Origin of the sequence: Mycobacterium sp. AT1 (assembly GCF_002043095.1) — a bacterium.
Lineage (GTDB): Bacteria > Actinomycetota > Actinomycetes > Mycobacteriales > Mycobacteriaceae > Mycobacterium.
In genome coordinates, this window is record NZ_MVOC01000009.1 from 73,270 (window position 1) to 85,269 (window position 12,000).

13 protein-coding genes are annotated in these 12,000 nt (G+C 68.3%); 4 read left to right on the forward strand and 9 right to left on the reverse strand.

The genetic code is table 11. The features are described 5' to 3' along the window. Nucleotides 1-37: 37 nt before the first annotated feature. Complete coding sequence (locus tag B1790_RS04820) at nt 38-1,828, forward strand: amidohydrolase family protein (protein ID WP_079922069.1); 1,791 nt, start codon at nt 38-40, stop codon at nt 1,826-1,828. After that, a complete protein-coding gene (locus B1790_RS04825; protein ID WP_079922070.1) occupies nt 1,818-2,261 on the forward strand; it encodes a nuclear transport factor 2 family protein in 444 nt (147 codons plus the stop codon). Before B1790_RS04820 ends, B1790_RS04825 begins: the two co-directional genes overlap by 11 nt. Before the next feature lie 220 nt (nt 2,262-2,481). Here the strand turns inward: B1790_RS04825 and B1790_RS04835 are convergent, their stop codons facing one another. From B1790_RS04835 to bfr, 4 genes are all read right to left on the reverse strand, one after another. Beyond that, nucleotides 2,482-3,510 (reverse strand): DUF222 domain-containing protein, encoded by a 1,029-nt coding sequence (locus B1790_RS04835; protein WP_079922072.1) that lies wholly within the window; start codon nt 3,508-3,510, stop codon nt 2,482-2,484. A gap of 153 nt (nt 3,511-3,663) precedes the next feature. Continuing rightward, on the reverse strand, nt 3,664-5,016 hold the full coding sequence (locus B1790_RS04840) for a glutamine synthetase family protein (RefSeq protein WP_079922073.1): 1,353 nt from the start codon (nt 5,014-5,016) through the stop codon (nt 3,664-3,666). Between the two features lie 35 nt (nt 5,017-5,051). Further along, a complete protein-coding gene (locus tag B1790_RS04845) occupies nt 5,052-5,534 on the reverse strand; it encodes a carboxymuconolactone decarboxylase family protein (RefSeq protein ID WP_079922074.1) in 483 nt (160 codons plus the stop codon). 76 nt (nt 5,535-5,610) lie between these two features. Further along, nucleotides 5,611-6,090 (reverse strand): bacterioferritin, encoded by a 480-nt coding sequence (gene bfr / locus B1790_RS04850; protein WP_079922075.1) that lies wholly within the window; start codon nt 6,088-6,090, stop codon nt 5,611-5,613. A gap of 392 nt (nt 6,091-6,482) precedes the next feature. Between bfr and B1790_RS04855 the strand changes: the two genes are divergently transcribed. After that, nucleotides 6,483-6,677, forward strand: coding sequence for a bacterioferritin-associated ferredoxin (locus B1790_RS04855; protein ID WP_079922076.1), 195 nt, complete (start codon nt 6,483-6,485; stop codon nt 6,675-6,677). Here the strand turns inward: B1790_RS04855 and B1790_RS04860 are convergent. The 3 genes from B1790_RS04860 to B1790_RS04870 are packed head-to-tail and all read right to left on the reverse strand — an operon-like array spanning nt 6,674 to nt 8,599. After that, nucleotides 6,674-7,432 (reverse strand): enoyl-CoA hydratase/isomerase family protein, encoded by a 759-nt coding sequence (locus B1790_RS04860; RefSeq protein WP_079922077.1) that lies wholly within the window; start codon nt 7,430-7,432, stop codon nt 6,674-6,676. The genes B1790_RS04855 and B1790_RS04860 overlap by 4 nt on opposite strands. A 16-nt stretch (nt 7,433-7,448) precedes the next feature. Next, complete coding sequence (locus tag B1790_RS04865; protein WP_079922078.1) at nt 7,449-7,889, reverse strand: TIGR03618 family F420-dependent PPOX class oxidoreductase; 441 nt, start codon at nt 7,887-7,889, stop codon at nt 7,449-7,451. After that, nucleotides 7,886-8,599: an EthD domain-containing protein gene (locus B1790_RS04870; protein ID WP_079922079.1), complete on the reverse strand. Its 714-nt coding sequence runs from the start codon at nt 8,597-8,599 to the stop codon at nt 7,886-7,888. Before B1790_RS04870 ends, B1790_RS04865 begins: the two co-directional genes overlap by 4 nt. Before the next feature lie 85 nt (nt 8,600-8,684). On the opposite strand from B1790_RS04870, the gene B1790_RS04875 reads away from it, so the two are divergent. After that, complete coding sequence (locus B1790_RS04875) at nt 8,685-10,667, forward strand: FUSC family protein (RefSeq protein ID WP_079922080.1); 1,983 nt, start codon at nt 8,685-8,687, stop codon at nt 10,665-10,667. A 14-nt stretch (nt 10,668-10,681) separates the two neighbouring features. On the opposite strand, the gene B1790_RS04880 is transcribed toward B1790_RS04875, so the two are convergent. Together B1790_RS04880 and B1790_RS04885 are read right to left on the reverse strand one after the other, a co-directional pair. Continuing rightward, nucleotides 10,682-11,305, reverse strand: coding sequence for a PaaI family thioesterase (locus B1790_RS04880; protein ID WP_079922081.1), 624 nt, complete (start codon nt 11,303-11,305; stop codon nt 10,682-10,684). Between the two features lie 41 nt (nt 11,306-11,346). Then, nucleotides 11,347-11,913: a TetR/AcrR family transcriptional regulator gene (locus tag B1790_RS04885; protein WP_079922082.1), complete on the reverse strand. Its 567-nt coding sequence runs from the start codon at nt 11,911-11,913 to the stop codon at nt 11,347-11,349. Nucleotides 11,914-12,000: the final 87 nt, after the last annotated feature.

The following is a 12,000-nucleotide window of genomic DNA, read 5'->3' on the forward strand; positions in this document are numbered from 1 at the left end:
CGTTGACAGGGGTGCTCCACGGCTGTTCTATGGCGGAGTGACGTACGACACGATCATCCGAAACGGGCGCTGGTTCGACGGCACCGGAGCGGCATCCGCGATCCGCCACGTCGGCATCCGGGACGGCCACGTGGTGGCGATCTCGGCCGACGAACTCGACGCCACCCAGTGCGAGCGGGTGATCGACGCGACCGGCCACTGGGTGCTGCCCGGCATGCTCGACATCCACACCCACTACGACGTCGAGGTGCTCAACGGGCCAGCGCTGGCCGAGTCGCTGCGCCACGGCGTCACCACGGTGATGCTGGGTTCCTGCTCGCTGTCGACCATCCACGTGGACGGCACCGAGGCAGGCGATCTGTTCGGCCGTGTCGAGGCGATTCCCCGCGAGCACGTCATCGCCGCGGTCGACGGTCGCAAGACCTGGCGCACGTGTGAGGAGTACGTCGAGGCGCTCGAAAAGATGCCGCTCGGGCCCAACTTGGCGGCGTTCATCGGCCACTCCGACATGCGCACGGCGGTCATGGGTCTCGACCGCGCGACGCGCAAGCGCGAGCGGCCGACCCGCAGTGAGCAGGCGGAGATGGAGCGCATGCTCGCCGAGGCACTCCAGGCCGGCTTCGTCGGAATGTCGTCCATGCAACTGCTCTTCGACAAGCTCGACGGTGACGTATGCCGGTCCCGCACCCTGCCGTCGACCTACGCCGGAACGCGCGAGCAACGCAGGCTGAAGTCGTTGCTGCGCAAGGCCGGACGCATTCTGCAGTCCGGGCCCAACATCGAGAACCCGGTCAACCTTGGGTCCCAGCTCGCACAATCGATCGGCATCTTCCGAAACCCGCTCAAGACGAGTCTGCTGTCGGCGGCCGACGTCAAGTCCAACCCGTACGCGATCGCGATGATGGGTCCGGTCGCCCGGCTGATCAACCGGCTTGGTGGGAACTTCCGTTGGCAGCACCTGCCCGTGCCGTTCGAGGTGTACGCCGACGGCATCGACTTGGTGATCTTCGAGGAGTTCGGCACGGGCGCGGCGGCCCTGCACCTGCGTGACGAGGTCGAGCGCAACGCGATGATGCGCGACGAGAACTACCGCCGCAGGTTCCGCAAGGACTACGAAAGCAAGTTCGGCGTACGGGTTTGGCACCGCGACTTCTTCGACGCCGACATCGTCGACTGCCCGGACGCCAGCGTGATCGGGAAGTCCTTCGGACAGGTCGGCGTCGACCGGGGCAACATCCATCCCGTCGACGCGTTCCTGGATCTGGTGTTGGAGCACGGCGCCGCGCTGCGCTGGCGCACGACGATTTCCAACCATCGCCCGGAGGTGCTGAAGAAGCTGGCCCGCGATCCCGGCGTGCAGATGGGCTTCTCCGATGCCGGTGCGCACCTGCGGAACATGGCGTTCTACAACATGGGGCTGCGACTGTTGCGGCACGTCCGAGACGCGGAGGCCGCAGGCACGCCGTTCATGACCGTCGAGCAGGCGGTTCACCGGTTGACCGGCGAGCTGGCCGACTGGTACCGCCTCGACGCCGGGCACCTGCGGATCGGTGACCGTGCCGACGTCACGATCGTCGACCCGGCCTGCCTCGACGGGCGGCTGGACGCGTATGCCGAGGAACCCGTCGAGCAGTACGGCGGGTTGTCGCGCATGGTGAACCGCAACGACGAGACGGTCAGGGCGGTACTCGTCGGCGGTCGGGCGGTGTTCCTCGACGGCGAGCCCACCGATCTGGTCGGCCGACGCCGCACGGGTCGCTTCCTGCGCACCGCGCACAAGTCCCCCGCCATCCCCACGCAGAAGGACGAGTTGACCAGTGTCGGTTGAGAAGACGGTGTTGGACATGTGGGCGGCACTGTCGGACCGCGACTGGGAGGGTTTGAAGTCCCACCTCGCCGCGGACTGCATCTACCTTGACGTGCCGGTCGGACCCGCCGCCGCAGCGAAGGGACCCGACGACATCGTCAAGAGGCTGAAGATAGGCCTCGAGCCGTTGGCCTCCTACGAGAACTTCACGGGGCTGCTCGTGGTGGACGGCGAGAACGCCATGTACGAGCACCACGAGGAATGGCATTGGGCGACCGGTGAATCGGCCGTTCTCCGCTTCGTCACCGTGCACCGTGTCGAGAACGGCAAGATCTCGCTCTGGAAGGACTACTGGGACATGAGCGCGCTGGCGAACCACGCTCCCCCGTCATGGCTGGAGGACTTCGCCAACGCCGACATGTCGTGGATGTACGACGCGAGCGGCGTCGTCTGAGGTTTGGTCCGCGGCGCGGGTGGCCGTGGGCCGGGACGTGTCGACGGCCGTCGGCCCGGGAAGCGACACGTCATGTCGCGGCAGCGGACGAAGTCGGCCAGCTTCTTCGACGGTCGGTAGCGGGGTCCCGGTGGGGCTTGGCCGGGGTGCCCGATCCAAGTGGTGGTCGTCCCTTGGCTGGCGCGGCAGGCGACCGCCCCGGGGAGGAACTGCCCACCCGTCAAGGCGGCCGGCCGGAGGTTCGCGAGGCGTCCTGGGCGGGGGTGAGGGCTTCGGCGAGGGTCAGCTCGCGCAGCGGCTTGGCAGACATCGCCGGGGGTTCGCCGTCGAGGGCGCTGCGCTCGTTCGAGGTGTTAACTGCGGCAGGCTGGTTCACGTCTGCGGACTGCTCGGTGTCCTCGCCATCTCGAGCCGCAGGCGATGGTGGTGCGGGCCGTTCGTCGAGGGTGTCCGCGGACGCGATGACGTAGACCACCACCCCCGTCGAGGGCGGGTTCTGCTCGGCCGGGCAGTCATCGGCATCGCAGAGGCAGGCCAGGCGATCGGCCCCGTGGGCCAGGGCTCCGATCGCGTCGGCGCGGCGTTGATCCAGCGTGCGCGGATCGGCCGGGCACACTGTGCGGGCCAGCGCATCCACGCGCGCGTCGAAGGCCTCGGCGTCATGGGCGAACAGCGTGGCGTAGACGGTGGCCATGCCGCTGCCGTCCTCGTCGATCGCCACGTCCACTGAACGCCCGCGTGCCTTGGTTTCGGTGCGGCGTACTGCGTGGGGGTCGACCTGGGCGACGAACGCGTCGACGGTCTTCTCCGTCGTCGCCACCGACATGGGTTCCCGGGCGCTCAGCGCTTCGGCCAACAGTCGGTCGAGTTCATGTAAAGCCACGGGGTCGACGACCAAGGCGCCGCGTTGCACCACCGTCCGCACCAGTTGGTAGGTGATCAGACCTTGGGCGAAGGCGGCGGCGACGCGGGGGAACCGTTCGTGCAGCGCGACGGCGACCAGCAGCTGGTTGGACGCGGCGTGATGGGTGATGCGGGCCTCGGCGCCGATTTGGGCGGCGACGGCGTCGAAGTTGTCCAGGCACCACTGGTCACGATCGGCCGATCCGGAGGCGGCGTAGGCAGACCTCAGCATGGCCGCCATCGCCGCGACCTTGCGAGCACACGCTGCGGACTCCACCCGCGCCCACCCCGCCAGCGCACCGGCACCGGACGTGCCGGCCGTAGCGTCCACCAAGCTGTCGAACATACTTTCGACGATACAGCGTCGGACGACGAAAGTGATTGCGCTGCAGGCATTCTGTGGATAAGTCGCGTGCCTGTGGACAACCTCGCCCCGGGCACCGCAGATGTCGGAGGCGAGTGCTAGTGCCGCCGACTCAGGGCACTCTGAGCACTCGCCCTACACACTCCAGGCCAGCCGGAACTTCTCGGCCAGTTCCTCGGGCGTCAGTTCGGCGAAGTGCTCGTGCTCGTAACCTCGCACCGCGACGATCGAGTCCACCACGGCGTCACCGAGAATGCCTCGCAGCAGCGCTGATTCGGCCAGGGCGGCGACGACGGCCCCTTGATCGGTGGACAGCAGGCCGATGTCGGCCTTGGTCCGCTCGTCGGCGCTCAGCGTCCCGGGGTCGACCGCCACCTCGGGCACGAGGGGTAGTTCGCGCTCGATGCCGTCGAGCGCGAGCCCGAGGATCGCCGCAGTCGCAAGGTACGGGTTCGCCGACGGGTCGACGACCTTCACCTCGACGTTCGCGCCATGCGCGTTGCCAGGACCACCCCGCAGAAAACGGACGGCCGCCTCGCGGTTCTCGGTACCCCAGCACACGCTGGCACCCGACCAACTTCCCGGCTGCATCCGCAGACCCGACAGGATGGAACCGCACAGCACGGCCTGCGCCTCGGACAAACCGGCCAGCACGCCGGCGACGGCGGCTTCGCCGGCGGGCCTCATCCCCTGCGCGCCCTGGCCGCCGGAGAACAGCGGAACGCCGTCGTGGCGCAGGGAGAAGTGTTGATGCGCGCCGGAACCCACGCTTCCCGCGAACGGCACCGGAGACAGGCTCACGCGAAGTCCGTGCCGTCTCGCGGTTCTCGCCACCAGGATTCGGGTTGCCATCAGCTGATCGGCCGCGGCGACCGGCGACTTGGGCGCCAACGAGATCTCGAACTGGTTGGCGCCGTACTCGGGATGGAACTGTTCGACGGACACCCCGGCGATCGTGGCCGCCTCGGTGACGTCGCGGACGAATCCCTCGAACTCCAGAACGCCGGCCAGTCCGTACTGCGCCCACAGATGGGACGGCAAGGCGGCGCCGTCGGGCCCGACCAGGACGAACTCCATCTCGTGGCCGACGAGTGCGCTGAGACCAGCGGCGGCGAGGCGCCCTTCGACGCGCGCCAATGCGCCTCTGCTGCAAAAGGGGTCGGGAGTGCCGTCTTGGCCGAAGAACGATCCCGGCGCCCAGGCCAGGCCGTCGCCGAGAATTCTCAGCGCGTCGGTGTCGACGCGGATCCGCTGATCGCCGACGACCCCGATGGCGCCGCCGACGGCAATGCCCGCCTGGTCGACGGTGAACACGTGCCACACCGGGCTGGCGCCGAGGCCGGGGTTGGCGAATGCGCTCATCCTGCTCACCGGCACGGTCTTGGCGTGACACAGCCCCGCCGCGTTGACGACGGTGCCGACAAGGGTGGTAACTCCGGCCGACTCGAGGGTGGACGTGGCCGCGGCGGTGAGTGGTGTGGCTGCCATGGGCCCATTCTGCACGGACCTGGCGGCGGCGCAGGTTAGAGCGTGATCTTGCAGGACTGACCGATGTCCAACGTTCGCAGCACCCGGCCCATGCCAAGCCACATCGCACACGACAGGGCCAGGTCGGTCAGCAGTTCGGCGTCGAACTGTTCGTTGCAGCGCGCCCAGAAGTCTTCGTCGTCGCGTAACTCGGTGTGGCCGTTGGCGAATCGGGCGGCGAACTCGGCGGCGACGCGCTCTTGGGGGCTGTAACCGGGCCAGGTCTTCCATTCCGCGGCGTGGGCGTAGAGGTCCTCGTCCACCCCGGCCGCCTCACCCGAGGAGTCGCGCGTGTTCTGACACACCACGCATTCGTTGTCGAGTGCGAGCACCATGCGGGCCAGCTCGCGGGTGCGCAGCGGCAGCCGGTTCTTGGTGTACACGGCGTTGGTGAATCCCGCCATGGGGATGCCGATGTCCGGAGACCGCGTGATCCACCCGGCAGCGTCGTCGTCGGCGAAGTCCCCAATTCTGCTCATGGCCGGATCGTACGCCGGAGACGACGTTTCTGGAACAGGTTCTAGTTTTCTCGGCCAGACAGCTCGGCCGTCGGGCCTACTGCGGCGGGCGCGACACGCACTGCGCGGAGTAGAGCTGCTCGCCGAGCTTGTCCATCAACTCGAGCTGCGTCTCCAGGTAGTCGATGTGGTGTTCTTCGTCAGCGAGGATGCCCTCCAGGAGGCTGGCGCTGGTCGCGTCCTCCTTCTGACGACACATCACCACGCCGGGCTTGAGCCGCGCCATCACGTCGTATTCGATCGTCAGGTCGGCCTCGAACTGCTCGCGAAGCGTCTGGCCGACCTTGAGGGAGAAGAGCCGCTGGTAGTTCGGCAGGCCGTCGAGAAGCAGGATGCGATCGGTGATGAGCTCCGCATGAGTCATCTCCTCGAAGGCTTCTTTTCGGGTGTGTGCGGCGAGTTCGGTGAAGCCCCAATTCTCTTGCATCTTCGAATGCAGGAAATACTGGTTGATCGCGGTCAATTCGCTCGTCAATTGCTCGTTCAGCAATTTCAGGACGTCGGGATCGCCATTCATATTCGTCGCTCCTAATGACACCGTGAGGGCTGGTCACGTGTCAGTCGTGGGCTGGCCGGCACGCCTCGACCGAGGCGAGAACGCCTCCACAATCTAGTCCACCACCGGCATCCAGGAGAGGTAACGAGGGCATCCGGAGGCGTGTCGCCGGCGCCGGTTACGACGACAGAAGCCCAGGTGAGGGTAGGCAAACCACGGTTTTTGGCGACGATGATGGACTGGCTGCCCTAACTAAGGTTAGACTGGGCTAACTTGCTCTGGTGGACGTTCACTCGAAGGGGGACAACGAATGGGAACGCATTTCCTCCCTTTCGTCCCCGCTCGCATTTCCCGGCAATCACCGCCGACGGCACCGTCGCTCCAGCTGAATTCCGCGGGACGGTGACGGGCTGATGTTCGTGTGTCTGTGCACCGGCGTGACGAGCCAAGCCGTCAGCGACCTCGTCGCGTCCGGGGCGTCGACGTCCAAGCAGATCGCCGACGCCTGCGGGGCAGGGTTGGACTGCGGACGATGCAGGCGCACCGTGCGGGCCATCATCGAGGCTGCCAGCGCGAAGGCGGCCTGCCCCATGCACGCGGTCGGCTAGGTCGAGCGCCGATCGGCGAACGACGCCAGCGCGTCGGCGTTGGCCACCGCCCCGAGCAGTTCTTCGAATTGCGCGTACTCCCGGGCAGCCGCGGCAGCGATCTCACCGCGAGTGGGCTCGACCATCGTCTGCTTGACCGCGATCAAGCTCGAAATCGGCCGCGAGGCAAGGATTTCCGCGTGCCGACGAGCCTCGGACAGAAGGTCGTCTGGTTCGCAGACCTTCCATGCAAAGCCCATCCGCAGGGCTTCCTCCGCGTCGACCCACTCCGAGGACAGCAGCATCCACGCCGCGTTCTGCCGACCGACGAGCTGCGGCAGCAGGTAGGACGACGCCGCCTCCGGGGCAACGCCGAGGCTGGTGAACGGGCACTTCAACCGCGCCGCCGACGACATGAACACCAGGTCGGCGTAGCCCAGGATGGTGGCGCCGATGCCGACGCCAAGGCCGTTCACCGCAAGGATCAACGGCTTCCGTAGCGCGGTGAGGGTCTCGATCATCCCTGGAAAGCCGTATTGCCCGGATTGGAACTCCGGATCGGTGATCCGGGCCTGCATCTCGACCAGATCGTTGCCCGCGCTGAAGGCGCGGCCAGCTCCGGTCAACAGGACGACGGCGACGTCTGCGTCTTCGTCGGCCTCGCGCAGCGCGATCGTCGTGGCGTCGTACAACGCCTCGTTGAAGGCGTTGAGCGCCTCCGGACGATTGAGGGTAAGGGTTCGCACCCCGTTCGCATCGCTTGTCTCCAGCAGCACGGCTGCAGCGTATTCGCTAGCCGTTGGAGTACACGCGTCCGGGTGGGATCAGGACGACGGTACGTCGCTGCTCTGCCATCACCCGGTCGTATTCGGCCCAGTCGTCGTGCTTTCCGCCCGCGGCAGTGAACACGTCGCGCAGCAGTAGGCGAAGGGCGTCGCCGGTGAGCCATGGCTGCGGATCGTCCGGCCCGGCCAGTTCGGCGCTGCCCTCGACCGTCGCCCACCGCCAGCCGTTGCGGAACGTGACCGCGATCTGTGGTCTCGCCCTCAGATTCGCCAACTTCACCCTGCCGTAGGTGACGAAGGCCAGCGTCGGCTCGCCCGTCACGGGATGCGCGACGAGCCCCGCGTTGACCAGCGACGCCTGGACCGTGCCGTCACCACGCACGGTGGAGACCACTGCCAGACCACTTTCCGCGGACGCCAGCTCGACGGCGTCGCCGAGGGTGGTCATGTCGTCAGCTCCGCGGCGAACGGCGAGCGCATCACGTACCGACTCGTCGGCACGGTGTCGACGCATCGATTGGCACCAAACGCAGACGTACTGGCCACCATGCGGTTCATCCGATCCTCGAGGTCGGCGTCGTCGGCGGCGCCGAAGAAGGCGTGCAGATCCTTGGTCGCCTCCAAGGGGAACAGCTCCTCGACGATCGCGTCGATCACCGGCGCCCCGGAGGTCAACGCTCGCACGACCGCATTCTGGGTGTAGCCAAACGTCGACTGCGTCGCGATCGCCACCGGGGTGTGGTCGACATGCCAACGCGCACGCCAGGTTTCCTCTTCCAGATCGGCCGGCCGCCGCAGCAGCGCGACGTTGGCGAAGCCCGGTGTGCGCGCTCCCGCGGCCGACGGAGGCGGGGGTAGCGGCACCGATTCGGTGACGAGATAGGCGTCGACCCGTTCGCATTCACCGGTCAGCCGGTCCAGCGCGCCACGCACGTGCGGGCCATAGGACTGCTGGGTCCAGACGCTCACGAAGCCGACGACGGGTGGATCCAACGTCGTCAGCGTCATCAGCGAGTCGCCGACGACGGCGTCTCGGACGTTGACCGCGAGCCCCGGCGCTCCCAGCGCGAGCAGGTCGTCGGCGACCTCGGTGCGCAGCCGGGTGCACCACGCGTCGTCGCCCGCAGCCGCCCTGAGCGTGATGATCACCTTCTCCACCGGACGAACGTACCGCCACGGCCGCCGCCCTGACCCACAATGGCGGATCGGCCCGGTAGTTTTGAGGCGTTGTGACGGGCAGGCGATGAACGGACTGGCGAAGCGACTCACCACGCCCGATCTCGGCGCGGTGGGCCGCAGCCTCGTCGGCGTCATGCTCGCCGCGGTGGCAGGCCTGCAGTGGGGCTCGGCCGGTGCGGCGACGGCGGCCGCCGGTGCGGCGGCGATCGCGGGAGCCACTGCGCTGCAAGACAGTCCACGCGGCCCGTTGGTCCTGGTTGGCGCCATCTCGGTTCAGATGGCCGCCGCGGTGCTGATCGGCACGTCGACCTCGTCCTACGGTGTGCTCTTCGTGCTGGCGGCGACGGTGTGGTCCTTCATCGCCGGTATGCAGTGGGCGGTGAGCACCAACGCGGGGTTGATCGCCGCGTCGTCGGGTGCCTTGCTGGTCACCGCACCGCCCGTCACGCCGACCCTCTCGTCGGTGGGCATGGCGGCCCTGCTCGCCCTCGGCGGCGGCCTGGTGCAGGCAGTGCTGATCGGGCTGTGGCCCCGGCGTCGATGGAGGCTTCAGCGCGACGCCTTGACGAGGGCGTACCGCGCGCTCGGGGTCGACGCCAGGCGCCTCGCGTCGGATCCGACCGTGGGCCTGGACCCGGCGCCGTTGCTCTGGCTGCGCGATACCTTCACGATCAGCGACAGCCAGGCCAAGCGTCGACCACTCGCCTACCGCGCCTGGTACGGCCTGCCGCAACGAATATCGGTGACGCTGACGGCCCTGGCGGGCAGGTCGTCGGACGACCCGGCGGTGGCGGACGTCCTGCGCGCTGCCGCGGCGGTGCTGGACGTCGTCGCGAGTCGCAGTCGCACTGCCAAGCGGGACGCCACCCTCGGAGTCATGCAGGTGGAGGCGGCAACCGACAGGGTCGCGGTGGCGAACGTGGCGCTGGCGCACCGCCTTTCCCACCAACTCCGCGAGGCCGTTGCGCTGCGCTTTGGCGAGCTGACCCCGGACGTCGACCACGTCACGCGACTCGGCCGCCGCGGCGGGTTGTCCGCGATGCCGATCGCCGCGGCCGCAATCAGAGCGCACCTCGCGTGGGGGTCCCCCATTTTGCGGCACGCGTTCCGGCTCTCTGCGGGCGTCGGCGCCGGGGTGGCGGTGGCACGCTTCGCCGACGTTCCGTACGGGTACTGGATTCCGCTGACCGTGCTGATGGTGCTGCGCCCCGAGACCGCCCACACCTATACCAGGTGCGTCGGCCGGGTCGCGGGTAACGCCGGAGGCATCGTGGCGGCGTCGGTGGTCACCATCATCTGGCATCCCACCGGGCTCGCGGCCGCCGTGCTGGCGGTGATCGCCCTCGGAATCGCCTATGCGGTTTCGGGGTTCGGGTACGTCGCGACGAGTGCCGCCCTCGCCGCCGTCGTCGTGTTCGTGATCGACGTGAGCAACGCCGCCGACGCAGGCACGATGGCCGACCGGTTGATCGCAACGCTGATCGGCGGTGCGCTCGCGGTGCTCGTTCACGTCTTGCTGCCCGACGATTCCCTGGTTCGGCTCCGGCAGCGTGCGGGTGAGCTGCTGAAGACCGAGATCGATTACGCCGCAACCGTGATCAAGGCCTTCGTACACGGTCTCGACCATCCCGCCGAAGCGCTGGCCGCCGCCTGGGAGCACGCCTTCCGGGCCCGTGCGGCGTTCGAGGCGGCGGCGGGTGCGACCACGTCGGACTCTGGTGATCTACGGCGGTGGCTGAAGTCCTATCGCACCGCCCTGAACGCCATCACGACGTCGTGCGCCACGCTCGAGTCGAGTCTGCCCGCGCAACCGCCCGCCACGCTGCACACCGACTTCGTGGTGGCCGTCGACGAGTACGCCGAGGCGTTGTCGGGAGCGCCGACGGCGCCTGGCGCCCCGTGGCGGATCGACGGCGACCGACTGGCCGCCGCCGAGCAGCGCATTCGCGAGGCAGGCAGGAGGCTGGGGCCCGACGACACGTCGAGTCGGGTCCTGGTGGCCGAGATCGGCGACATCACCCGCAGTTTGGTCGGCATCACCGACTGAATGCGGGGCCGGGATCAGTCGCGGGCCCACCGCGGTCGGATGAACACGCCCTCCGCTTCGACGGTGACTCCGTCGGCGTCGCAGAGGCGACCCTCGGCGAAGGTCTTGACCCCCTCGGTGCGGACGACGGCCGCCTCGACGTGCAGGGCGCCCAGCGCCGTCATCCTGCGGTAGCGCATGGTGATGGTGCCGGTCAGCCGCGGCTTGTCGGGTGCGCTGGCCGCCCCACCGAGGGCGTGGTCGAGGATGAGCGCGGCGATCCCGCCGTGGACGTGACCGGGTGGCCCTTCGTAGGCCGCGCCGAGGTGGAAGTCGGCGCGCACCCCGCCGTCGGCCGTCGGCGCGAAGACCAGTGGCGGAGCCACCGGATTGCGCATGCCGATCACGACGTTGCCCCACGGCATCTGGTCACCGTCGGCGCCGAAACGCACACCGAAGGAGCCCTCGAGTTGCCTGCTCCGGAGTCGTGCGGTGGCAGAGTCGATTTCGGCCTTCGCCGCCGCCACGGCGTCGCCGTCCACCTCGGTACGAATGGTGGCGTCGATCAGGTCGCGAACGGAGTTCGTCAACGGTTCGTAGATGCGGCGAAGCCGTTCGACGTCCTTGGCGCTGAGGTTCTCCACCGGGAAGTCAAGCATTGCTGAACTAGAACACGTTCTAGCGTCGGTGTCGAGCGCGGCTACTCCGCCGGGGCGGGGCCGACCAGCAGTTGGCGCACCACTGGAGCTGCCCAGCGGATCAGCTCGTCGTGGCTCAGGTTGGCCACGAAGGGGTTGGTCAACACGTAGCGCGTGGTGGCCAGGCCGATGATGAACGAGCCCATCAAGCCGGCGCGTTGGCCCGGGTTGTCGGGGGTGACGGCGAACAGGACCGGCGCCACCTGGGTGGCGAAGACCTTCCGCATGGTGTCGGCCGCGGTGGCGCTCGTCATCGCGGCCCGCAGCAGCGCGACGAACGTGGTGTCGTCCTCCCAGACGGCGAAGAACTTGGGCAGCAGCACCTCTGCCACCCGGTCGGGGTCGACGCCGGTGAGGTCGGGCAGGTCGAGGGTGAACTCGACGGCGGCGGCGAAGAGGTCCTGCTTGCTGCCGAAGTATCGGATGACCAACGCCGGGTCGACGCCAACGTCGCCGGCAATGGCCCGCAGGGTGGTGCGCTCGTAGCCCTCCGCGCCGAACCGCGTGCGCGCCGCAGCAAGGATGTCGGCGCGCGTCTCCTGGGCGTTGCGAGCTCGAGTCGAAACCATCCCCCGAGAGTATGTCATCGACCGTTGACAGAGGCCGCGGGCGCGCCTACGGTACAAGTCACCAAGTGTTGACTTATCGATTCGACG